Source organism: Kitasatospora sp. MAA19 (genome assembly GCF_029894125.1).
Classification (GTDB): Bacteria; Actinomycetota; Actinomycetes; order Streptomycetales; family Streptomycetaceae; genus Kitasatospora.
On sequence record NZ_JARXYZ010000004.1, the window covers coordinates 41,173 to 64,463 of the forward strand.

Here is a 23,291-nt window from a genome sequence, read left to right on the forward strand (position 1 = left end):
CCGGACCGTCGAATCAGCCCAATGGATGCAATCTCCAGCCGTGGTCATCCCGGGGATTCAGCGGCGTCATCCATCGGGATGACCGCTCAGGCGTGGATCGCCGGGCGCTCGGTGCTGGCGATGGTGGCCGAGCCGACCACGCGGGTGCCGTCGTACAGCACCACGGCCTGGCCGGGGGCGATGCCGCGGACCGGGGTGTCCAACTGCACCCGCAGCTCGCCGTCGACGACCGCGGCGTCCACCGGCACCTCCTCGCCGTGGGCACGCAGCTGGGCGGTGTACCGGCCGTCGGCGAGCGGCTCGGTGCCGCACCAGCGCGGCCGGATCGCGGTGAGCGCGGTGACGTCCAGGCCCTCGACCGGGCCGACGGTGACGGTGTTGTTCACCGGGGAGATGTCGAGCACGTAGCGGGGCTTGCCGTCCGGGGCCGGGCGGCCGATCCGCAGGCCCTTGCGCTGGCCGATGGTGAATCCGTACGCGCCGTCGTGCTCGCCGAGCTTGCTGCCGTCCACGTCGAGGATGTCGCCGGTGGCGGTGCCGAGGTGCTTGGCCAGGAAGCCCTGGGTGTCGCCGTCGGCGATGAAGCAGATGTCGTGGCTGTCCGGCTTCTTGGCGACGGCCAGGCCGCGGCGCTCGGCCTCCTCGCGGATGACGTCCTTGGTGGTGTCGCCGAGCGGGAACAGCGAGTGGGCGAGCTGGTCGGCGTCGAGCACGCCGAGCACGTAGGACTGGTCCTTGGCCGCGTCGACGGCGCGGTGCAGCTCGCGGCGGCCGTCCGGCAGGTCGACGATCCGGGCGTAGTGGCCGGTGCAGACCGCGTCGAAGCCGAGCGCGATCGCCTTGTCCAGCAGCGCGGCGAACTTGATCTTCTCGTTGCAGCGCAGGCAGGGGTTGGGGGTGCGGCCGGCCGCGTACTCGGCGACGAAGTCGTCGATGACGTCCTCGCGGAAGCGCTCGGCGAGGTCCCAGACGTAGAACGGGATGCCGATCACGTCGGCGGCGCGGCGGGCGTCCCGGGAGTCCTCGATGGTGCAGCAGCCGCGGGCGCCGGTGCGGAAGGACTGCGGGTTGGCGGACAGTGCCAGGTGGACGCCGGTCACCTCGTGCCCCGCTTCGGCGGCGCGGGCGGCGGCGACGGCGGAGTCGACGCCGCCGGACATCGCCGCGAGCACGCGCAGGCGGCCGGTGGACGGAGCGGTCGGGGCACCCGGGAAGTCAGTCATGATGGCTCCAAGCGTACGTCCTGCGGCCGCTGTTCCCGGAGCCGGCAACAGCGCGCGCGGTGGTCAGCGGCGCACCGCCACCAGGCCCGCGTTGCGGGCCCGCTGGGCGGCCGGCGCGATGGCCTCGGCCAGCGCCGTCACGTCCTCGCGCACCGAGGTGTGCCCGAGCGAGAACCGCAGCGAGGCCCGGGCCAGCAGCGGGTCGACGCCCATCGCGAGCAGCACGTGGCTGGGCTGCGGCACGCCCGCCGAGCAGGCCGAGCCGGTGGAGCACTCGATGCCCTGGGCGTCGAGCAGCATCAGCAGCGCGTCGCCCTCGCAACCGGGGAAGGAGAAGTGGGCGTTGGCGGGCAGCCGCCCCTCGGCGGCCGGATCGCCGTTGAGCACCGCGTCGGGGACGGCGGCCGCCACGGCGGCGATCAGCTCGTCGCGCAGTGCGCCGAGCACGACCGCGTGCTCGGGCTGGCGCTCGACCGCGAGGGCCGCCGCGGCGGCGAAGCCGGCGGCGGCGGGCGCGTCCAGGGTGCCGGAGCGGACGTCGCGCTCCTGGCCGCCGCCGTGCAGCAGCGGGACGGGCGTGGCGCCGCGGGTGAGCAGCAGCGCGCCGATGCCGAACGGGCCGCCGATCTTGTGCCCGGTGACGGTGAGCGCGGTGAGCCCCGACTCGGCGAAGGAGACCGGGACCTGACCGAGCGCCTGCACCGCGTCGGCGTGCATCGGGATGCCGTACTCGGCCGCCACGGCGGCGAGTTCGCGCACCGGCTGGACGGTGCCGACCTCGTTGTTGGCCCACATCACGGTGACCAGGGCGACGGACGCCGGGTCGCGCTCGATCGCCTCGCGCAGCGCCTGCGGGTGGACCCGGCCGAGCGGGTCGACCGGCAGGTACTCGACGTCGGCGCCCTCGTGCTCGGAGAGCCAGTGCACCGCGTCCAGCACCGCGTGGTGCTCGACCGGGCTGCACAGCACCCGGGTACGGACCGGGTCGGCGTCCCGGCGGGCCCAGTACAAGCCCTTGACGGCCAGGTTGTCGGACTCGGTGCCCCCGCCGGTGAGCACGATCTCGCTCGGTCGGGCGCCCAGCGAGTCGGCCAGCGACTCGCGGGCCTCCTCGACCACCCGGCGGGCCCGGCGGCCGGCCGCGTGCAGGGACGAGGCGTTGCCGACCACCCCCAGGTGCGCCGTCATCGCGGCGATCGCCTCGGGCAGCATCGGCGTGGTCGCCGCATGGTCCAGGTATGGCATAACCATCCGATTGTAGAGGGCGCTCCCCGGGCTGTAGAGGGCGCTCCCGAGGACCGTCCCGGTATGCGCACCGATCCGGCCACAACGCGGCTCCCGGGTGCGCCCACCGAACGGCGGTGTCCGGCACCCGTTTGACCCGCCGCGCGGCCGAGCGGTTAGCCTGGCGGACGCTTCCCGACGGGCAGGCTCTCCGGCCGCGCCCCACGGACACCTCCCACGAACACTTCCCATCGGCGCGGACAGGAGGGGGCGCCATGTCGCAGTCGGTCGATCGCGCCCTGACCCTGCTCGGGTCCCTCGGCGACGGGCCGGTCACCCTGGAACAGGCCGCCACCAGCATCGGCGTGCACAAGTCCACCGCACTGCGGCTGCTGCGCACCCTGGAGGAGCACGGCTTCGCGCGGCGCCAGCCCGATCTGCGCTACCGCCTCGGCGGCCGGGTGCTCTCGCTGGCCCACCGGGCGCTGGAGGAGATCGACGTCCGGCAGGTCGCCGCTCCGTACCTGGCGGCGCTCAACGCGCGCTGCGGCTACACCGTCCAGCTGGCCGTGCTGCAGGACGGCGAGGTGCTGTACCTGGACGAGGTGGCCGGGAGCTGGGCCGGGCCGGGCACCGGGCGGGCGTCCCGGATCGGGCGGCGGGCACCGGCCGGCGGGACGGCGATCGGCCGGGTGCTACTGGCCGGGCTGCCCGAGGACGGCACCCCGGACGAGGAGTTGCCGGCCGAGCTGGTGGCGGTGCGGCGCCGGGGCTGGGCGGCGGAGTCGGCCGAGCACCGGGAGCCGGTGACCTGCGTGGCCGCGCCGGTAGCGGGCAGCGGCGGCCGGACGGTCGCGGCCTGCGCGCTGAGCGCCCCGGCGAGCCAGGTGTCGCCGGCCGAACTGGCCCGAATGGTGCCGGAACTGCTCTGCACGGCGGAGGCGATCTCGCTCGCGTACGGCGGCTCGCCTACTCCTCGCTGGTGCGAGAACCGTTGCGGTGCCAAGCCCGCGGGGCGCGCCAGCCGTACTTCAGGGCGAGCATCCGCAGCCCGAAGGCGGTGAGCGCGGCGGCGGTGCCGGTGGCACCGGTCAGCCGGTCGGTACCGATCAGCACCGCGACCAGGGCTGCGCCGACCAGGGCCGGCACGGCGTAGATCTCCCGGTCCCAGCGCAGCAACGAAGGGATCTCGCCGGCCAGCACGTCGCGGATCACCCCGCCGCCGGCCGCGGTGACCATGCCGAGTGCGACGGCCGCCACCGCGCCGAGCCCGTAGTCGTGCGCCTTGGCGGTGCCGGTGACGCAGAACAGTCCGAGGCCGAGGGCGTCCAGGGTCTGCACCGCCCGGTTGATCCGCTCGACCTCGGGGTGCAGGAAGAACACCACCAACCCCGCCACCAGCGGGGTGACGAAGTAGCCGAGGTTGCTGAAGGCGGCGACCGGGGTCGCGCCGATCACCAGGTCCCGGATCACACCGCCGCCGAGCGCGGTGACCTCGGCCAGCACCGCGATGCCGAAGATGTCCATGTTCTTGCGGACGGCGAGCAGCCCTCCGGAGAGGGCGAAGACGAAGATGCCGACGAGGTCCAGCGACTGCTGCACGTCGGAGGGGAAGATCTGCGAGGTCACCGGACAACTATGACCGGCGCAGACCTCCCCTCCGGACCGCGAGGTGTCAGACCGTGGCGACCTGAAGATCAACGCCCTCGCGCTGCTCGGGGCGGTGCTAGTCGTTCCCCTCGCGCTGCTCGGGGCAGGGTCAGTCGTTCCCCTCGCGCTGCTCGGGGCGGTGCTAGTCGTTCCCCTCGCGCTGCTCGGGGAAGTGGCACGCCACCTGGTGCCCGGTCTTCAGCGCGGTCAGCGGCGGCTCCTGGCTCGCGCAGACGTCCTGGGCCTTCCAGCAGCGGGTGCGGAAGCGGCAGCCGCTGGGCGGGTTGATCGGCGAGGGGACGTCGCCCTTGAGCAGGATCCGCTCGCGGCCGGCCCGCTGGCGCCGGCGCGGGTCGGGCACCGGCACCGCGGACATCAGCGCGTTGGTGTACGGGTGCATCGGGTTCGCGTACAGGGAGTCGCGGTCGGCGATCTCGACGATCTTGCCCAGGTACATCACCGCGACCCGGTCCGAGACGTGCCGGACCACCGAGAGGTCGTGCGCGATGATCAGGTACGTCAGGCCGAGTTCGCGCTGGAGGTCGTCCAGCAGGTTGACCACCTGCGCCTGGATGGAGACGTCCAGGGCCGAGACCGGCTCGTCCGCGACGACCATCTTCGGCTTCAGGGCGAGCGCCCGGGCGATGCCGATGCGCTGGCGCTGGCCGCCGGAGAACTCGTGCGGGTAGCGGTTGTAGTGCTCGGGGCTGAGCCCGCACAGCTCCAGCAGCTCCTGGACGGCCTTCTTGGTGCCGCCCTCGGTCGCCACCTTCTGCAGCCGGAACGGCGCGCCGACGATGGTGCCGACGGTGTGCCGCGGGTTGAGCGAGGAGTACGGGTCCTGGAAGATCATCTGGATGTCGCGGCGCAGCGGCCGCATCGCGCCGACGCCCAGGTGGGTGATGTCGGTGCCCTCGAACTCGATCTTCCCGCCGGTCGGTTCGTCGAGCCGGGTGATGAGCCGGCCCATGGTCGACTTGCCGCAGCCGGACTCGCCGACGACGCCGAGCGTCTCGCCGGCGTTGACGGTGAAGTCGATGCCGTCGACGGCCCGCACCGCTCCGGTCTGACGCCGCAGCAGTCCGCCGCGGATCGGGAAGTGCCGGGTCAGGCCGGTCACCCGGAGCAGCGGCTCGCGGTCGGAGGCGGGCGCCGGCGAAGGGATCGCGGCCGCCTGAGTGTCCGTCATCGGTTCTCTCCAGAAAGGTGGTACGAGGCCGGGCTCACAGCCGGGGCGCGATCTCTTCGGCGAAGATGCGGTGCCGTTCGGCGGCCGGGAGGTGGCAGGCCGCGTGGTGCCCGGGCGCGGCCTCGACCAGCACCGGCACCTCGCTCGACGACCGCCCGCCGGTCAGGTCGGCGTACGGGCAACGCGGGTGGAAGGCGCAGCCGGACGGCACGTTGATCAGGCTGGGCGGGGTGCCCTTGACCGGGACGAGCCGGTCCTGGAGCTCGCGGTCCAGGCGCGGCATGGATCCCAGCAGGCCCCAGGTGTAGGGGTGTTCGGGCGCGTCGAAGAGGGTCTCGGCGGGGCCCCGCTCGATGCACTTGCCGCCGTACATGACCAGGATGTCGTCGGCGAGCTCGGCGACCACCCCGAGGTCGTGGGTGATGATGATGACGGCCGAGCCGAACTCCTCCTGGAGGTCGCGGATGAGGTCCAGGATCTGCGCCTGGACGGTGACGTCCAGGGCGGTGGTGGGCTCGTCGGCGATCAGCAGGGAGGGGTCGTTGACCAGCGCCATGGCGATCATGGCGCGCTGGCGCATGCCGCCGGAGAACTGGTGCGGGTAGTCGTCCACCCGGCGGTCGGGCTGCGGGATGCCGACCCGGTCGAGCATCTCGATCGCGCGGGCCCGGGCCTGCTTCTTGGACGCCTCGGGGTGGTGCACCCGGTACGCCTCGATGATCTGTGCCCCGACGGTGTAGTAGGGGTGCATCGCGGTCAGCGGGTCCTGGAAGATCATCGCCAGTTCACGGCCGCGCAGTTGGCGCACCCGCTCGGGGCCGGCCGCGATCAGCTCCTCGCCGTTCAGCCGGATCTCGCCGCTGATCCGGGCCCGCTTGGAGCGGTGCAGGCCCATGATGCCGAGCGAGGTGACGGACTTTCCGGAGCCGGACTCACCCACGATGCCGAGGGTGCGGCCCTTGTGCAGGTCGAAGCTGACCCCGTCCACCGAGCGGACCAGGCCGTCGTCGGTGTCGAAGTGGATCCGCAGGTCGCGGACGGAGAGGAAGGGGTCGCCGGACGGGGTCTGCCCGGTGTCCGCCGGGGTCTTCTGGAGCTCGGTCACGAGAGCCTCACGCGGGGGTCGACGAGGGCGTACAGGAGGTCGACCACGAGGTTGCAGGCGACGATGAAGAAGGCGGCGAGCAGGGTGACGCCGAGGATCTTGGGCAGGTCGTTGTCCGCGATCGCCTGGACGGCGAAGGCGCCGACGCCCTGGAGCGAGAAGACCTGTTCGGTGATCAGGGCACCGCCGAGGAGCAGGCCGAGGTCCATGCCGAAGATGGTGACGATCGGGGTGAGCGCGGCGCGCAGCCCGTGCCGGGTGACGACCTTGCGCTCGACCAGGCCCTTGGCCCGGGCGGTGCGGATGTAGTCCTCGCTCATGGTCTCCAGCATTCCGGCGCGGGTGAGCCGGGCGTAGAGCGCGGAGTAGAGGAAGGCCAGCGAGATCCACGGGAGGATCAGGTTGCGGGCCCACATGAGCGGGTCGTCGGTGAAGTCGACGTACTGGAGGTTGTCCAGGATCGGCCACTGGTAGCTGAAGAGGGTCAGCAGCAGCGCGCCGGTGAAGAAGACCGGCAGCGAGACGCCGGTGAGGGCGATGCCCATGGCGAGCCGGTCGAAGATCGAGCGCGGCTTGAGGGCCGAGATGACGCCGGTGGTGACGCCGGAGACCAGCCAGCACACGGCCGCGCCGATGGCCAGCGAGAGCGTGATCGGGATGCGCTTGGTCAGCTCGGGCCAGACCTCCAGGTGGTTCTTGAAGGAGTAGCCGAAGCACGGGACGTGGCAGGTGACCGGATCCGGGCCGAACTTGTACTCGGCGCCGCTGACCAGGCCCTTCAGGAAGTTCCAGTACTGGGTGTACAGCGGCTGGTCGAAGCCGAGGTTCTGCTTGACCGCGGCGATCGCCTCGGGCGACGGGTTCTTCCCGACGTACTGCGTGGCCAGCTGGTCGGCCGTCTCGCCGGCGATGCGCGGGAGCAGGAAGAAGATCGCGAAGGTGACCGCGCTGACCACCAGCAGCAGCACGACGGCTGCGAAGATCCTGCGGATGATGTAGGCAAACACAGTAGGGCGGCTCCGGCGGCCCGCCGCCGTCCGGGATCTTCCGGACGACGGCGGGCGCCGCTGCCTTCACCTGCCTTCAGGGATGCGGAGCCAGGCTCTTTACTTGGTGGTGCCGATGTTCAGGTAGTCGTACTCGCCCGAGAAGGCCGACGTGGACACCAGGTTGGTGGCGCTGTCCGGGCGGTACAGGAAGACCTTGAAGTCGGTCAGCGGGACGTAGACCGCCTGGTCCATGATCTTCTTGTCGATCTGGCCGTAGATCTTCTCGCGCGCCGACTGGTCGGTGTTGGTGATGGCGTCGTCGAGCAGCTTGTTGACCTCGGGGTCGTTCAGCTGGGCCAGGTTGCTGTTGCCGGAGGCCTTGATCGCGCGGCCGTCGGAGATCTGCTGCAGGAAGCCGTAGCCGGTCGGCCAGTCGGCGCCCCACTGCATCATCATCAGGCCGATGTTGTGGTCCTGGGTGAACTGCGGGACACCGGCGGCGTCCGAGAAGTACTTGCCCTGCGCGTACTTCTGGATCTCGACGTTGATGTTGATCTTCTTCAGCGCGGCCTGGATCGCGGTCGCCGCCTGGACCTCCGGGTCACGCTCGGTGCGGGCGGTGATCACCGTGTTGAAGCCGTCCGGCTTGCCGCAGGCCTTCAGGGCCGCCTTGGCCTTGTCGAGGTCGCCCTTGTTGTCCTTGGTCTCCCAGACGTTGAAGTCCTGGTGGCCCGCGATGTCCGGCGGGAGCACGGTGTTGGCGATCTGGCCGCGGATCGGGCCGCCGAGCGTGGTCTGCACGGAGACCTTGTCGATCGCGTACTGGACGGCCTTGCGGCACTCGATGTTGTCGAACGGCGCGACCTTGGTGTTGATCGCGGTGTAGACCAGGCGACCGCCGTAGGCGTTGTCGGTGTTGGCCTTGAGCTTCGGGTTCTGCAGGATCTGCGCCTGGGTCTGCGGGTCGACGCCGCCGCCGACCAGGTCCACCTGGGCGTTGCCGGCCATCAGGTCCTTGTCGATGGTGGACTGCTCCATGCCCATCCGGACCACGATCTTGTCCGCGAGCTGCTTGCGGATCGGGTCGGTGGCCGGGTCCCAGTTGGTGTTCGGGACCAGGGTGAGCTGCTTGCCGTCGTCGTAGGAGTCGAACTTGTAGGCGCCCGAGGAGACCACGTGCTTGACGTAGCCGGAGCCGTCGTCCTTGGCCTGCGGGACCGGGACCGTCTGCGGGGCGCTGACCAGGTAGTCGAAGTCCGCGAACGGCTGCTTCAGGTGGAAGACGATGGTCTGGTCGTCCGGGGTCTCGATCGAGTCCAGGCCGCCGGTCTTGTCCTTGTACGGGCCCTGGTACGGGGTCGCGTTGTCGACCAGAAAGTCGTGGAAGTACGTCGGGCCGTTGGAGTTCACGTCCGGCGCGAAGTTGGAGCGCTCGACGGCGTACTTGACGTCCTTCGAGCTGATCGGGGTGCCGTCGTCGTACTTCAGGCCCGCGCGCAGCTTGTACGTCCAGGTCAGGCCGTCCGCACTGGGCTTGCCCAGGGACTCGGCGAGGTCCGGGACCAGCTTGTTGCCGTCCGCGCCGGCACCGGGGGCGAAGGTGGTCAGCGGACGCCCGTACAGGCGCGAGAAGTTGTAGATGTAGGCGTAGTACGTGTTGCCCGGGTCGAAGGAGTCCGGGGCACCCTTCATCTCGTAGGTGACCGTCCCGCCCTTCTTGTCCGAGGCGTTGACGACGCCCTTGGTTGCCGCGTCGGCGCCGCCGCCACCGGCGCTGCCACTGGCGGAGGAGGAACCGGAGCTCTTGCTGCCGGACGAGCAGCCGGTCACGATCAGGACCGCGGCGGCTGCCGCCGCGGTCAGCGCGACGGTACGGGACCTACGCATGGGTGAGATCAACCCCTTGAGGATGTGGAGAGATAGGGAGGGCTCTGACGCGACGTCAGTTGCTCTTGGGATCGAGGGCGTCACGCAGCCCGTCGCCGAGCAGGTTGAAGGCGAGCACGGTGATGAAGATCGCCAGACCGGGGACCACCATGTACTGGGGGTCCACCTGGTAGTACTTGATCGCGTCCTGGAGCATCCCGCCCCAGGAGGCCTGCGGCGGCTGGATGCCGACGCCGAGGAAGCTGAGCCCCGCCTCGAAGAGGATGTTGGTCGGGATCAGCAGGGTCGAGTAGACCAGGATCGGACCGACCAGGTTCGGCAGCAGCTCCTTGAACAGGATGAACGGGCCGCGGGCGCCCAGGCTGCGGGCCGCGTGGACGAACTCCCGCTCGCGCAGCGAGAGCGTCTGCCCGCGCACGATCCGGCCCATGTAGGGCCAGTTGAAGAAGCCGATCACGAAGATCAGCACCGCGATGTGCAGCGGCAGTCCGTCCAGGCCGAACGCACCGCCCTGCAGCGAGGTCGAGATCGCGATGGCGAAGAGCAGCAGCGGGAAGGCCAGGAAGACGTCCATGATCCGGCTGATCAGGGTGTCCACCCAGCCGCCGTAGTACCCGGCCATCACGCCGAGGACGGTGCCGATCACGTTGGACAGCACGGTCGCGCCGAAGGCGACCAGCAGCGAGACCCAGGAGCCCTCGATGACCCGGGAGAGCAGGTCACGACCCTGGGCGATGTCGACGCCGAGCGGGTGGTCCCAGCTCATCCCGCCCCAGTCCCCGAGCGGGATGCCACCGAGGTTGGCGTCCAGCAGGTCCTGGTGGAGGGCGTCCGGGTCGAGGCCGAACACCGCCTCCATCGGCTTGGCCAGCAGGGCCAGCAGGATCAGCAGGATCACCACGATGCCGCCGGCGACGGCGGCCTTGTCCCGCTTGAAGCGGGTCCAGGCGATCCGACCGAGGGAGCGTCCCTCGATCGTCTTGGCCGGGGTCGTGGAGGCGGGCGCCTCGGGCTCGTTCCCGGCGGTTGTGGCGGTTGCGGTCATGGTCAGTTGGTCCCCTCGCCGACGGTGGCCGGCCCACGGGCGCCGGTCACCGGTTGGCGGTACGGCTGCGGACGTGCGGAGGTGCTAGGAGCGGGTGTTCGCGGCAGTACGTCGTGCACAGGTACTGCCCCCACGCGGGATGGGCGTCGCGTGGTTCTGGCGGTCGGCGTGCGCGTTCACCTTCGTGGGGTTCCCAGTACGCGCGGTGCGTTGCGCAGAACTCTCTGCCATCCGAACTGGCTTACGCCAGCCCTGACCACCGACAGATGCCCAACTGTGATCTGTACGCATGCACCTCCTGATCTTCGGCATATCCCTCTTCACATGACTGCAACTGGCATGTCAAGATGCCTGACAGCACCGGCCGGAAGGTCGTCCGGAAAACACCGAAGCCGACCTGATGCAAGATCAAGTCGGCTTCGGTGAAGAGGTTTTGGATCTATCGTCCGGGGTATCCGGGCCACGGCTGCTGCGGCTGCTGCCCGGGCCAGCCCTGCGCGGGCGGGCGGGTGGCGTAGCCGTACCCCGGCCCCTGCTGCGACGGGTACGGCGGGGGCGGCACCGGCGGGTAGGGACCGGTCGGCGGCCGGCCGGCCTCCCGGTCGAAGAACGGGCGCGCGTGGGCCCGCATCCACAGCGCCACCGGGTCGTACTCGTCCGCCATCGCCACCGTGGACACCGCCAGCCCCTCCGGGGCCACCGCGATCGCCCGCTGCATCAGCGCCCGCACCGCCTCCACCGCCGGCGGCGAACTCTCGTACAGCTCCAGGCCGATCGCCAGGTACGGCTCCCCCACGGCCGGCTGCACCCAGGCCCGGCGCAGCGCCCGCACCGCGCGCACCTCGCCGGCCTGCCGCTCCAGCAGCGCGAAGAACTGCTGGGCGTTCAGCTGCGGCTCGCTCAGCTTCAACGGCCCGGCCGGCAGCCGCTCCAGCCCCGCGGCGATCCGCCGCAGGTCCGCCCAGGGCACGCCGACCCCGCCGCCGGGCGCGTGCGGGTTGAGCCACAGGCCCCAGCGGGTCCGGTACAGCGAGGCGGCGATCTCCCGCCCGGAGATGACCTCGTGGGCCCGCGCCCAGCCGGAGGCCGTCAGCTGCTCGGGCGAGGTGACGGCCGGCGCGTAGCCGTGGCCGCCGATCTCCATGTTCCCGTACTGGGCGTCGGCGCTGCCCGGCGTGCCGTGCCAGAGCAGCATCCAGACCTGGCCGTCGGCCAGCGCGTGCAGCAGTTGCTCGTACGCCTCGTAGCGCTCCGGCGCGACCTCGCGCAGGGCGCGCTCCAGCGCGCCCGGATCCGCTCCGGGGCGCCCGGCGGATGCCTGGCCCCAGGGCCCCGGTGCACCGCCCGCTACCGCTCCCGCACTCATGCGCCCACCTCGCCGCGCCTCTTTCCTCGACCCCGCCGACCCGTCGGCCGTCTGCACGCACCCTATGGCGCGGCACCGGCCACCGCCACGGCGACGTGCCTACGAACGAACGTCGCTCACACCCGGGCGTAGAAGGGGAGTACCCGGGTGAGCAGCCACTCGACCACCGGATCATCGGCGAGATCGAGCAGTACGAGGTGGACGCCCCCCGGCAGCGGCGCGGTTCCCAGCGCCCGGCCGAGCGCCTCGTTCACCGCGGCCGGGTCGGCCGGGGCCGCCGGGTCCAACTGGACGCCCACGAACATCACGGTCGGTTCGCCCTCGACGCTGGCCAGCGCCCGGCGGGCGGTCAGCACTCCGGGCAGGGCCGACAGTTCGGCCCGGCAGGCGGCCAGGAAGTACTCCGGGTCCTCGCCCGGCACCGGCTCGCGCAGCGCCACCCGGCCGCCGGTCGGCTCCTCCTGGGCCTGGTGCCCGCCCTGGTCCGGGCCCGCCCAGCGCTCCTCGCGCGGGCCGCGCCGCAGCTCCGCCACGCCCTGCGGCGGCACCGGGATGCCCACCGCCGCCTCCGGGTTGACCGCGATTCCCACGCCCAGCGGCAGCCCGCGGGCGAACTCCCAGACCGGCGCCACCGCGAAGGCCATCCCCGGCGCCTGGCGCAGGAACACCTCCTGCGAGGAGAACACCGGCACGTACGGGTCGCCGGCCAGCTCGATGGTCGGCAGGTCCAGCGCCGGCCCCTGCGGGTCGCCGCCCGAGGGCAGCGGGATCCACACCTGGCTGCGGGCCAGCACCTCGATCACCCGCGGCGTCGCACCCGGGTCGCCCAGCGCGGCGGTCAGCACCTGTTCGAGCTCGTTGGCCGGCCACCCGCCGCCCGGCGGTGCCGACTCCGGGCTGCCCCACCCCTGCTGCTGCTCCACCGGGTACCCCATGCGCGCCTGATCCGCCCTCTGCCGGTCGGCCGCCCTCTGCTGCGCCGACGCGCAGCAGTCTAGGGCTCCCGACCGGGCTCCCGTTCGGTACCGGACGGGGTGACCGGCGGGTACGGCACCGTGTGACCGGTCCCCCTCTCCCGCCGTCGGCGCGGACGTGCCATGATGTGCGCGTTCGACGGCGCGCCGCGCCGCCGGACCCACAACTCCATACCGGCCGCTCGAACCCGCGCGGGAGAGCCCGGAGTGCCCCGTCAGGCGGCACGGCCGGCGCCGAAGGAGCAAGTCCTCCCCGGAATCTCTCAGGCCCCCCTACCGCACGGGTTAGGCACATCTGGAAAGTGGCGCACGGCCCTGTCGCGCGCCCACCCACGGTGCAAGCCACCATGCTGTCCTGGATGCTGGAAACAGCTGCGGGCAGGTGGGCGGTGAAGCTCTCAGGTTCGACGACAGATGGGGAGACCCACGCCGCCGCATGCCCGCGCGCAGGGTCGGTCCCCGAGCGGATCCGGTTCCGGCGCGTGCACCCATGAGTGCCCCGACCGAGGAGTTCCAGGCCATGTCGTCCCTCCGCCTCACCGCGCTCGACGCGCTGCACCGCGCCCTCGGCGCGACCATGACCGACTTCGCCGGCTGGGACATGCCGCTGCGCTACGGCAGCGAGCGCGAGGAGCACCTCGCCGTCCGCACCCGGGCCGGTCTGTTCGACCTCTCCCACATGGGCGAGATCACCGTCACCGGCCCGCAGGCCGGCGAGATGCTGGACCACGCGCTGGTCGGCTTCGTCTCCGCGCTGGGCGTGCTGCGTGCCCGCTACACCATGATCTGCGCCGAGAACGGCGGCATCCTGGACGACCTGATCGTCTACCGCCTGCGCGAGGACGCCTTCCTGGTCGTCGCCAACGCCTCCAACGCCCAGCTGGTGCTGGACGAGCTGATCGCCCGCGCCAAGGGCTTCGACGCCGTCGTCACCGACGACCGCGACACCTACGCGCTGATCGCCGTCCAGGGCCCGGAGTCCACCGCCATCCTGGCCGGGACCACCGACGCCGACCTGCCCGGCCTGAAGTACTACGCGATCCTCCCGGCCCAGGTCGCCGGCCGCGACGTGCTGCTCGCCCGCACCGGCTACACCGGCGAGGACGGCTTCGAGGTCTTCTGCAACCCGGGCGACGCCGAGGCGATCTGGCAGGCGCTGACCGCCGCCGGCGAGGGCCACGGCCTGGTCCCGTGCGGCCTGTCCTGCCGCGACACGCTGCGCCTGGAGGCCGGCATGCCGCTGTACGGGCACGAGCTCTCCACCGACCTGACCCCGTTCGACGCGGGCCTGGGCCGGGTCGTCCGCTTCGACAAGACCACCAACGAGGGCGCCTTCATCGGTCGCAAGGCGCTGGAGAAGGCCGCCGCCGAGGCCGAGGCCAACCCGCCGCGGGTGCTGGTCGGCCTGGTCTCCGAGGGCAAGCGCGTCCCGCGCGCCGAGTACACCGTGGTCTCCGCCGACGGCGCCCCGATCGGCCGGATCACCTCGGGCGCCCCGTCCCCGACGCTCGGCAAGCCGATCGCGATCGCCTACGTCGACGCGGCCCACGCCGCCCCCGGCACCACCGTCGCGGTGGACGTGCGCGGCAAGCACGAGCCGGTCCAGGTCGTGGCGCTGCCGTTCTACAAGCGCGCCCGCTGAGGCCCCTGCGGGCGCGCCTGCCGACGACCCACCGGCGCGCCCGCCGAGGCCTCCTCCCCCGTAGACCCACGTCGAAGCCGTCCGTGCGGCGGCCCGCTTCGTCGTACCCGCTTCCCATCCTGGAGAATGACGCCATGAGCAACCCCCAGCACCTGCAGTACACCAAGGAGCACGAGTGGCTGACCGCCACCGAGAACGGTGTCTCCACGGTCGGCATCACCGCCCACGCGGCCGACGCGCTCGGTGACATCGTCTACGTGCAGCTGCCCGAGGTCGGCGACGACGTGACCGCGGGCGAGTCCTGTGGCGAGCTGGAGTCCACCAAGTCGGTCAGCGACCTGTTCTCCCCGGTGACCGGGAAGATCGTCGAGATCAACCAGGACGTCGTGGACGACAACAGCCTGGTCAACAGCGCCCCCTTCGAGGGCGGCTGGCTGTTCAAGGTCCAGGTCGAGTCCACCGACGAGCTGCTCAGCGCGGACGAGTACACCGCCTTCATCGGCGGCTGACCCTCTTGTGACGGGGCGGCCGCAGCGCGGCGGCCGTCCCGCCCCGGCTCCCCTCTCTCTCCTCCCGGGAAGACCACACCATGACGGTTCTGAACCAGTCCCTGCACGCCCTCGACCCGGAGATCGCCGCCGCGGTCGACGCCGAGCTGCACCGCCAGCAGACCACCCTGGAGATGATCGCCTCCGAGAACTTCGCCCCGGTGGCGGTCATGGAGGCCCAGGGCTCGGTGCTCACCAACAAGTACGCCGAGGGCTACCCCGGTCGCCGCTACTACGGCGGCTGCGAGCACGTCGACGTGGTCGAGCAGATCGCGATCGACCGCATCAAGGCCCTGTTCGGCGCCGAGCACGCCAACGTCCAGCCGCACTCCGGCGCGCAGGCCAACGCCGCCGCGATGTTCGCGCTGATCCAGCCGGGTGACACCATCCTGGGCCTGAGCCTGGCCCACGGCGGTCACCTGACCCACGGCATGAAGATCAACTTCTCCGGCAAGCTCTACCACGTGGCCGCGTACCACGTGGACGAGAAGACCGGCCTGGTCGACATGGCCGAGGTCGAGCGCCTGGCCAAGGAGCACCAGCCGAAGCTGATCATCGCCGGCTGGTCCGCCTACCCGCGCCAGCTGGACTTCGCCGAGTTCCGCCGCATCGCCGACGAGGTCGGTGCGCTGCTGATGGTGGACATGGCGCACTTCGCCGGCCTGGTCGCCGCCGGTCTGCACCCCAACCCGGTGCCGTACGCGGACGTGGTCACCACCACCACCCACAAGACCCTGGGCGGCCCGCGCGGCGGCGTCATCCTGTCCAAGGCCGAGTACGCCAAGAAGATCAACTCCGCGGTGTTCCCCGGCCAGCAGGGCGGCCCGCTGGAGCACGTGATCGCGGGCAAGGCCGTCTCCTTCAAGATCGCCGCGTCCGAGGAGTTCAAGGAGCGCCAGGAGCGCACCCTGGAGGGTGCCCGGATCCTCGCCGAGCGCCTGCTCCAGGCCGACGTCGCCGAAGCCGGTGCCTCGGTGCTGTCCGGCGGCACCGACGTGCACCTGGTCCTGGTCGACCTGCGCAACAGCGAGCTGGACGGCCAGCAGGCCGAGGACCGGCTGCACGAGGTCGGCATCACGGTCAACCGCAACGCCATCCCGAACGACCCGCGCCCGCCGATGGTCACCTCCGGCCTGCGCATCGGCACCCCGGCGCTGGCCACCCGCGGCTTCCGGGCCGAGGACTTCCGCGAGGTCGCCGACATCATCGCCGAGGCGCTCAAGCCCGCCTTCGACGAGGACACCGCCGCCGCGCTCAAGGCCCGCGTCACCGCGCTGGCCGAGAAGTACCCGCTCTACCCCAACCTGTAAGCGACCGGTCTCCGATCACTGCGGTGATCCTTCGGGCGGGGTGACCGGCCTCACGCCGCCGCGGTACCTGGGACCCCGGGGCACCGCGCACACTGGACAGTGCGCGCGGTGCCCCGACCCGTGTCAGCAGCCCTGCCCGCACGTTCCTCCACGAGACCAGACAAGGACGTCCCCCCGTGGCCATCAGCGTCTTCGACCTCTTCTCCATCGGCATCGGCCCGTCGAGCTCCCACACCGTCGGCCCGATGCGCGCGGCCCGGATGTTCGCCCGCCGCCTGCGGTCCGAGGACCTGCTGCCCGAGGTGGCGAGCGTCCGCGCCGAGCTCTACGGCTCGCTGGGCGCCACCGGCCACGGCCACGGCACCCCGAAGGCCGTCCTGCTCGGCCTGGAGAACAACTCCCCCCGCACGGTCGACGTCGACCAGGCGGACAAGGACGTCGACCGGATCACCGCCGAGAAGCGGATCAACCTGCTCGGCACCCACCCCATCGCCTTCGACCCCGACACCCAGCTGATCCTGCACCGCCGCCGCTCGCTGCCGTACCACGCCAACGGCATGACCCTCTGGGCGTTCTCGGCGGACGGTTCCACGCTGCTGGAGAAGACCTACTACTCGGTCGGCGGCGGCTTCGTCGTCGACGAGGACGCCATCGGCGCGGACCGGGTCAAGCCCGACGACACCGCGCTGCGCTACCCCTTCCGCACCGGCGAGGAGCTGCTGCGGCTCACCCGCGAGACCGGGCTGTCCATCTCCGGCCTGATGCTGGAGAACGAGAAGGCCTGGCGCTCCGAGGAGGAGATCCGAACCGGTCTGCTGGAGATCTGGCAGGTCATGCAGGAGTGCGTGCGGGCCGGCATGTCCCGCGAGGGCATCCTGCCCGGCGGCCTCAAGGTCCGCCGCCGCGCCGCGGCCGCCGCCCGGGCGATGCGCGCCGAGGGCGTCGGCCCGGCCAACGCGATGGAGTGGGTGACCCTCTACGCGATGGCGGTCAACGAGGAGAACGCCTCCGGCCGCCGGGTGGTCACCGCGCCGACCAACGGTGCGGCCGGGATCATCCCCGCCGTCCTGCACTACTACCTGAACTTCATCCCGGGCGCCGATGAGGACGGCATCGTCCGCTTCCTCCTCGCGGCCGGCGCCATCGGCATGCTCTTCAAGGAGAACGCCTCCATCTCCGGCGCCGAGGTCGGCTGCCAGGGCGAGGTCGGCTCCGCCTGCTCGATGGCCGCCGGCGGCCTCGCCGAGGTCCTCGGCGGCACCCCCGAGCAGGTCGAGAACGCCGCCGAGATCGGCATCGAGCACAACCTCGGCCTCACCTGCGACCCGGTCGGCGGCCTCGTCCAGATCCCCTGCATCGAGCGCAACGGCATGGCCTCGGTCAAGGCCGTCACCGCCGCCCGGATGGCCCTGCGCGGCGACGGACGGCACCACGTCTCGCTCGACAAGGCGATCAAGACGATGAAGGAGACCGGCGCCGACATGAAGATCAAGTACAAGGAGACCTCGCGCGGCGGCCTCGCCGTGAACGTCATCGAGTGCTGATCGCCCGGGCGGCGGGCGTTGACGGCTGGGCGCTGACCGCCTGAGCCCCGTACCGAGCCTCCGGAGGGGATCCCTCCGGAGGCTCGTGGCGTTCTCCCCCGGCGCCCGCCGGGCCGCACCCGACGCCGTCGCCGGTGGGGCCCCGCGTGGCCCGTCAGGCCTGACCCTCGCCCTCGCCCTCGGCTTCGAGCCGGGCCGCGACGGCGCCCAACCGACCCATCGCGTGGGCCACGCCGAGCCCGCCCGCCGTCCCGACGGTCAGCCCGCCCCCGCCGGGGCCGACGCGCCCTCCGGGGCCTCCTGGTCCGCGCCGACGCCCAGGCCCGGCCGGCGGCTCGGGCGGGCCAGGCAGGCGACGGCGGTAGCGACGGCGGCCAGCACCACCCCGCCGGCCACGGCGCCGTGCAGGCCGTCGGTGACGGCCGCCCCGACCGCGTCCCGGACGCCGGTCGGCAGGCCGGTGAGCGCCGCCGGGGTGAGTTCGCCGCCACCGGTCAGCCGGGCGCTCCGGCCGGCGCCGAGCCGCTCGGTGAGGGCGGCCGTCATCCGGGCCGTGTAGACCGCGCCCAGCGCCGCCATGCCGAGCGAGCCGCCGATGCTGCGGAGCAGGGTGACCACCCCCATCGCGGCGCCCATGTCCCGAGGCTGGACGGCGCCCATCGAGGTCAGCATGGTGCTCTGCATGAGCAGGCCGATCCCGACCCCGGCGACGGCGGTCAGCGCCGAGGCGAGGACCGTCGGGGTGCCGGTGCCGAGGAGCAGCAGCAGGGCCGCCCCGACCACCGCCAGGGCACCCCCGAGCAGCGGGTAGCGCCGCTCGCCGCCGGGCTCGGCCATCAGCCGGGCGGTGAGGAGTTGGGTGCCCATCATGCCGAGCATCAGCGGCAGCAGGAGCAGGCCGCCGGTGGTCGGCGAGGCGCCCTGCACGAACTGCAGGTACTGCGGCAGGTAGCCGACCAGGGCGAGCATCAACGCGCCGGTGAGGAAGCCGAGGACCTGGGCGACCGTGAAGTTGCGGTCGCGGAACAGGGCGGGCGGGATCAGCGGTCCGGGCGCACGCCGTTCCACCCGGGCGAACCAGGCGAGCGCGACGGTCGCGACGGCCGCCGTCCCGAGGATCCAGGGCGAGGTCCAGGAGTACGTCACGCCACCCCAGCTGCCGATCAGGGTGAGGGCGAGGATGCCGGTGGTCAGCAGGGCCACCCCGGCCCAGTCGAACGGCGCGCGGACGCGTTCCGTCCGCAGCCGGACGCCCAATCCGACCGCCGCCAGCGCGAACAGGCCCACCGGCAGGTTGACGTAGAACGCCCAGCGCCAGCTCAGCCGGTCGGTGAGGAAGCCGCCGAGCAGCGGCCCGCCGACGAAGGCGATCGGCATCAGCACCCCGATCACCGACTGCACCCGCCCCCGGTCGGTCGCCGGGATGAGCACCCCGATCACCGAGAGCGCGCCGACCATCAGCCCGCCGGCGCCGACCCCCTGGACCGCCCGGAAGGCGATCAACTCGCCCATGTTCTGGGCCAGTCCGGACAGCACCGAACCGGCCAGGAACACGCCCACCGCCCACTGGTAGGCACCCTTGCGCCCGTACAGGTCGCCGAGCCGGCCCCAGAGCGGGGTGGCGGCGGCGGAGGTGAGCAGGTAGGCGGTGACCACCCAGGAGAGGTGGTCCAGCCCGCCGAGGTCGCCGACGACGGTCGGCAGCGCGGTGCCGATGATCTGGCCGTCGAGGGCGGAGAGGAAGATGCCGAGCATCAGCCCGAGGATGCCGAGCAGCGGCGGCTTGGGGCGCTCCTCGACCGGTTCCGTCACCATGGTGGGTCCACCGTCCGCCGCCCTGGGGCCACCGGGTCAGGCCGCGAACGGGCGGACGCGCCGGGCCTCGCGCAACGCCTCGGCCCACCAGGCGAGTTGGTCGAGCATGGTCTTGGCGGCGGCGTCGGCGGCCGGGTCCAGCGGCTTGCCGTCGGCGTCGAAGCACTGGGCGGCACCGTGGAAGCTGACCGTGTTGCGGATCGTCATGGCGTTCAACTCGGCGAGGACCACCCGCAGTTGCTCGACGGCGCGCAGGCCGCCGGAGAGTCCGCCATAGGAGACGAAGCCGACCGGCTTGCCGTGCCACTGGTGATTGTGCCAGTCGATGGCGTTCTTCAGCGGGGCCGGGAAGCTGTGGTTGTACTCGGGCGTGACGATCACGAAGGCGTCGGCGGATTCCAGCCGGGGCGAGACGGCGGCGATCAACTCGGCGGCGCCCGGCTCCAGTTCGCCACCGAAGGACGGGAAGGTGGTCGGCAGCGGGGTCTCCACCAGGTCGATCAGGTCGGCGGTCATGTCGTCGCGCGTGGCGACGTGGCCGAGCAGCCAGTCGGCGACGACGGGCGCGAACCGGCCGTTCCGGGTGCTGCCGGCGATGACCGCGACCCGCAGGCCCTGCCGGTCCTGCTTGTTCTCCGTGGACATGGGGGTCCCCCTCCGGGACGATGTGTACACCGTATCTGATGGATACAACGTACACATCGGCGCGTACGCCGTCCACTACCGATACGCCGTACACGCGAGTGGTACGGTGGGGAGCCCCAGCCGGAAGGAGCCCGCCCCATGCCCGCCCCGCAGGCCCCCACCGGGGACGACGACCGGACCAAGCCCCAGGCCTCACTCTGGGAGCGCCTCGCCCGCCCGGCGCCCGCACCGCGCACCACCCTCACCCCGCACCGGATCGCCGAGGCCGCGGTCGAGATCGCCGACACCGAGGGGCTCGACGCCGTCACCATGCGCCGGCTCGCCACCGCCCTCGGCGTCGCCCCGATGGCCGCCTACCGGTACGTCTCCGGCAAGGACGAACTCATCGAGCTGATGGTCGACTTCGTCTACGGCCGGCTCCCCCTGGACGCCCCGGCCGCCGGCTGGCGCGACACCATGCGCATCCTGGCCGTCCACCTGCGCGCCATGAACCTGGCCCACCCGTGGACCGTCCGCGCCGCCGCCGCCTCCCTCAGCCCCAACCAACTGGCCGTCCCCGAGCGGGCCTTCGCCGCCCTCGCCGACCACGGACTGGACGCCGACACCACCATGGCGGTCTTCCGCACCGTCACCGGCTACGTCCACGGCTCCGTCGCCGCCGAGATCGCCCTACAGGACCTCCAACGCGACCACGGCTGGTCCGGCGGCGACGAGACCCGCGCCGCCCTCGCCCCCCGCATGTCCTTCCTCATGAACACCGGCCGCTACCCCGCCTACCAGCGCTACCTCCACGAGGCCACCCGCAAGGACGACCCCACCTGGCAGTTCGAAACCGGCCTCGACTGCGTCCTCACCGGCATCGCCACCCACCTCGGCATCTGACCCCGGCCCGCCCCCGCCCCGCCCCCGACTGCGCAGGACGTCGGACGGGCCGACTTCCTGCGCGGCGGACGGTCCGTGACGGTCCGACCCGGTCAGGGGCGGCGGCGAACCGGGCGGGTGGGGAGGGCGAGGAGGGCGAGGCCGGCAGCGAGGACGGCGAGGCCGGACCAGGAGACGGCGGGCAGGCGTTCACCCAGGGCGGCGACGCCGAGCACGGCGGCGACGGCGGGTTCGGCGAGGGTGAGGGTGGTGGCGGCCTGGGCGGAGATGTGCCGCAGGCCGTGGCCGAAGAGGCGGTAGGCGAGGAAGGTGGTGATCACGGCGAGGTGGAGCACCACCGCCGCGCCGCGCGCAGTGCCGATCCACCGCACGTCGCCGAGCAGCAGGACCGGCAGGACGAGGAGCGCCGCCCCGCCGAACATCGCCCCCATCACCCCGGCCGAGGGGTGCCCGCGCCTGATGAGCTTCCCGCCGACGAGCGAGTAGGCGGCGTAGGAGAGCCCGGCGAGCGCGGCCAGCACCACCCCGGTGGCGTCCACCGCCGTGGCGCCGCCGGTGAGTTCGGGGCCGAGCACCAGGACGGCGCAGCCGACGACCGCCGTCGCCGTGGCGCAGGCCCAGCGGCCGGTCGGCCGGCCCTGCCGGGCGAGCCAGCCGAGCAGGCCGGTGAAGACGGGGGCGCTGCCCAGCGCGATCACGGTGGCCACCGCCACGCCGGTGCGGCTCACGGCCGGGTAGAAGCTGATCGGGTACCCGACCACCGCGACCGCGCCGACGACGAGCAACCACCGCTCCCGGCGGCCGCACGTCCGGGGCAGCGCGCGGGCACTACGGGTGGAGAGGAAGAGCAGCAGCCCGCCGAGGACGAGCGCGGCGGCGCCGATGCCCGCCGCCGGGGCCCCGGCGGGCGCGAGCGAACTGGCGGTCCCGGTGGTGCCCCACAGCAGGGCGGTGGCCAGGATCGGGACCGGCCCGTCGAGGGGGTTGGTACGGCGCCCGGCGGGGGCCGGGCGGGTGGGCGCGGGCACAGTGGTGCGGTTCGGCACAGTCGTGAACTTCCGTCGTCGAAAACCGTGAGAGAGGACTGGTTTCGAAACGGGCGCACACGGCAAACCCCTGGCGGCGGTCTGCGCCGGCCAGGGTCGCGGGGCTCAAGCCACCAGCGCGCGCCCGATCAGGCGCTGAGCGGTGGCAGCGCGACGCGCCAGTACGAGTTCACGCGCCGATGGTAGCCGGGAGGAGGTGGCGGATGGCCCGGAACAGCCGCCCACGCAGCCCTCCGATGCGGGCGATCGTGAATATTCACAGGCGGCGGCGTTAACCTATGCAAAATCCAAAGGTGAACTAGGTTACAAACCTTTCAATCCAAGACGCCTGGTTTGCCCACATGCTGAGATCCGTGCGATAGTCGAAGCAGCCCGACGGCGGGCGCCACAGCACGCCGCCCTGGGCGCGGAGACTTCGGCTGGCCCGACCTGGCACGGCCGACGCCCATCGCGCGGCACGCACCCCCTTGGCCGGCGCGATGACTTGCAGGGGCCCCCACCCGCCGGACCACGGCGACCTCGGGGGCCCTGCGCGTTTTCCGGGGGACGCCCGGACCCGCGACGCCCGGACCCGCAGGCCCCGGCACGCGGACTTCGCAAGCCCTCAGGGGCGCTCACGGAACTCGCGGACCTTCAGCTCGAACCAGACGCCCTTGCCGCGCGGCAGCAGGTCGGCACCCCAGCGGTCGGCCAGGTCGTCGACGACCCGCAGGCCCCTCCCCCGCTCGTTGGCCGGCTTCGCCTCGGCGAGGATCATGCAGGGCAACGCCCGGGAGGAGTCCCGGACCTCGACGCGGAGCCAGCCGGGCTTGCGGACCACCTGGAGCCCGATGGTGCGCCCGGCGGCGTGCCGAACGGCATTGGAGACCAGTTCGCTGGTGAGTAACTCCCCGGCCTCCAGGTGCTGGTGGAGGTCCCAGGCCTCCAGGACCGACAGCACCAGCCGGCGGGCCACCGGGCCGGTCTCCGGCCGGGACGGCAGTCGTACCTCGTTCGGCACGGACTGATCGCCCAACCTGCCGCAATACATCTCCTGCAGTTCCTCGGAGCTGAGCCGTTCCAGCGCCGCCAGCGCGCCCTGGACATCGATCCACGACGCCTCGGCGACCATTCCGGCCCCGGGAACTGATGACTGATCTGTTTCGCCCCAACCCGCCATGCGGTCCATCATTGCGGAACGCAAGCGGCCGCGTACGGACAATGAGCA

20 protein-coding genes and 1 riboswitch are annotated in these 23,291 nt (G+C 72.2%); of the genes, 6 read left to right on the plus strand and 14 right to left on the minus strand.

Going from position 1 to position 23,291, the window contains the following annotated elements:
• Positions 1-86: 86 nt before the first annotated feature.
• Together mnmA and P3T27_RS08230 are read right to left on the minus strand one after the other, a co-directional pair.
• Complete coding sequence (mnmA, locus tag P3T27_RS08225; RefSeq protein WP_280675875.1) at positions 87-1,223, minus strand: tRNA 2-thiouridine(34) synthase MnmA; 1,137 nt, start codon at positions 1,221-1,223, stop codon at positions 87-89.
• Positions 1,224-1,286: 63 nt separating this feature from the next.
• Positions 1,287-2,468, minus strand: a complete 1,182-nt coding sequence (locus P3T27_RS08230; protein WP_280675877.1) for a cysteine desulfurase family protein — start codon at positions 2,466-2,468, stop codon at positions 1,287-1,289.
• Positions 2,469-2,722: 254 nt separating this feature from the next.
• Between P3T27_RS08230 and P3T27_RS08235 the strand changes: the two genes are divergently transcribed.
• Entirely contained in the window at positions 2,723-3,511 is a 789-nt protein-coding gene (locus P3T27_RS08235; protein WP_280675879.1) for an IclR family transcriptional regulator, read from the plus strand.
• Here the strand turns inward: P3T27_RS08235 and P3T27_RS08240 are convergent.
• The 8 genes from P3T27_RS08240 to P3T27_RS08275 form a co-directional block, all read right to left on the minus strand.
• On the minus strand, positions 3,417-4,076 hold the full coding sequence (locus P3T27_RS08240) for a trimeric intracellular cation channel family protein (protein ID WP_280675881.1): 660 nt from the start codon (positions 4,074-4,076) through the stop codon (positions 3,417-3,419). The two genes, P3T27_RS08235 and P3T27_RS08240, sit on opposite strands and share 95 nt — an antisense overlap.
• Before the next feature lie 163 nt (positions 4,077-4,239).
• Positions 4,240-5,286, minus strand: coding sequence for a dipeptide ABC transporter ATP-binding protein (locus P3T27_RS08245; RefSeq protein WP_280675883.1), 1,047 nt, complete (start codon positions 5,284-5,286; stop codon positions 4,240-4,242).
• A 34-nt stretch (positions 5,287-5,320) separates the two neighbouring features.
• Positions 5,321-6,391, minus strand: a complete 1,071-nt coding sequence (locus tag P3T27_RS08250) for an ABC transporter ATP-binding protein (RefSeq protein WP_280675885.1) — start codon at positions 6,389-6,391, stop codon at positions 5,321-5,323.
• Positions 6,388-7,398, minus strand: coding sequence for an ABC transporter permease (locus tag P3T27_RS08255; RefSeq protein ID WP_280675887.1), 1,011 nt, complete (start codon positions 7,396-7,398; stop codon positions 6,388-6,390). The genes P3T27_RS08250 and P3T27_RS08255 overlap by 4 nt, the downstream gene beginning before the upstream one ends.
• Before the next feature lie 99 nt (positions 7,399-7,497).
• The gene (locus P3T27_RS08260) at positions 7,498-9,267 is read right to left on the minus strand and encodes an ABC transporter substrate-binding protein (RefSeq protein ID WP_280675900.1); all 1,770 of its coding nucleotides are present in this window, start codon (positions 9,265-9,267) and stop codon (positions 7,498-7,500) included.
• 55 nt (positions 9,268-9,322) lie between these two features.
• Positions 9,323-10,312, minus strand: a complete 990-nt coding sequence (locus P3T27_RS08265; protein ID WP_280675902.1) for an ABC transporter permease — start codon at positions 10,310-10,312, stop codon at positions 9,323-9,325.
• A gap of 439 nt (positions 10,313-10,751) precedes the next feature.
• A complete protein-coding gene (locus P3T27_RS08270) occupies positions 10,752-11,678 on the minus strand; it encodes an enhanced serine sensitivity protein SseB C-terminal domain-containing protein (RefSeq protein ID WP_280675905.1) in 927 nt (308 codons plus the stop codon).
• A gap of 116 nt (positions 11,679-11,794) precedes the next feature.
• Positions 11,795-12,613, minus strand: coding sequence for an enhanced serine sensitivity protein SseB C-terminal domain-containing protein (locus P3T27_RS08275; protein WP_280675907.1), 819 nt, complete (start codon positions 12,611-12,613; stop codon positions 11,795-11,797).
• A 222-nt stretch (positions 12,614-12,835) separates the two neighbouring features.
• Positions 12,836-12,941, plus strand: a riboswitch (glycine riboswitch).
• A 231-nt stretch (positions 12,942-13,172) separates the two neighbouring features.
• On the opposite strand from P3T27_RS08275, the gene gcvT reads away from it, so the two are divergent.
• The 4 genes from gcvT (at position 13,173) to P3T27_RS08295 (ending at position 17,696) form a co-directional block, all read left to right on the plus strand.
• The gene (gene gcvT / locus P3T27_RS08280; RefSeq protein ID WP_280676588.1) at positions 13,173-14,294 is read left to right on the plus strand and encodes a glycine cleavage system aminomethyltransferase GcvT; all 1,122 of its coding nucleotides are present in this window, start codon (positions 13,173-13,175) and stop codon (positions 14,292-14,294) included.
• A 134-nt stretch (positions 14,295-14,428) separates the two neighbouring features.
• Complete coding sequence (gcvH, locus tag P3T27_RS08285) at positions 14,429-14,803, plus strand: glycine cleavage system protein GcvH (protein ID WP_280675909.1); 375 nt, start codon at positions 14,429-14,431, stop codon at positions 14,801-14,803.
• A gap of 80 nt (positions 14,804-14,883) precedes the next feature.
• Positions 14,884-16,152, plus strand: coding sequence for a serine hydroxymethyltransferase (gene glyA / locus P3T27_RS08290; RefSeq protein WP_280675911.1), 1,269 nt, complete (start codon positions 14,884-14,886; stop codon positions 16,150-16,152).
• 176 nt (positions 16,153-16,328) lie between these two features.
• Positions 16,329-17,696, plus strand: a complete 1,368-nt coding sequence (locus tag P3T27_RS08295) for an L-serine ammonia-lyase (RefSeq protein ID WP_280675913.1) — start codon at positions 16,329-16,331, stop codon at positions 17,694-17,696.
• 258 nt (positions 17,697-17,954) lie between these two features.
• Here P3T27_RS08295 and P3T27_RS08300 read toward each other — a convergent pair whose 3' ends face one another.
• The gene (locus tag P3T27_RS08300; protein WP_280675915.1) at positions 17,955-19,511 is read right to left on the minus strand and encodes an MFS transporter; all 1,557 of its coding nucleotides are present in this window, start codon (positions 19,509-19,511) and stop codon (positions 17,955-17,957) included.
• A 36-nt stretch (positions 19,512-19,547) separates the two neighbouring features.
• Positions 19,548-20,156, minus strand: a complete 609-nt coding sequence (locus tag P3T27_RS08305; protein WP_280675917.1) for an NAD(P)H-dependent oxidoreductase — start codon at positions 20,154-20,156, stop codon at positions 19,548-19,550.
• Between the two features lie 138 nt (positions 20,157-20,294).
• Between P3T27_RS08305 and P3T27_RS08310 the strand changes: the two genes are divergently transcribed.
• Positions 20,295-21,038: a TetR/AcrR family transcriptional regulator gene (locus P3T27_RS08310; RefSeq protein ID WP_280675919.1), complete on the plus strand. Its 744-nt coding sequence runs from the start codon at positions 20,295-20,297 to the stop codon at positions 21,036-21,038.
• Between the two features lie 92 nt (positions 21,039-21,130).
• On the opposite strand, the gene P3T27_RS08315 is transcribed toward P3T27_RS08310, so the two are convergent.
• A complete protein-coding gene (locus P3T27_RS08315; RefSeq protein WP_280675921.1) occupies positions 21,131-22,084 on the minus strand; it encodes an EamA family transporter in 954 nt (317 codons plus the stop codon).
• A 604-nt stretch (positions 22,085-22,688) separates the two neighbouring features.
• Positions 22,689-23,195 carry an ATP-binding protein gene (locus tag P3T27_RS08320; RefSeq protein ID WP_280675923.1) on the minus strand — a complete coding sequence of 169 codons (507 nt, stop codon included), beginning with the start codon at positions 23,193-23,195 and terminating at the stop codon, positions 22,689-22,691.
• Positions 23,196-23,291: the final 96 nt, after the last annotated feature.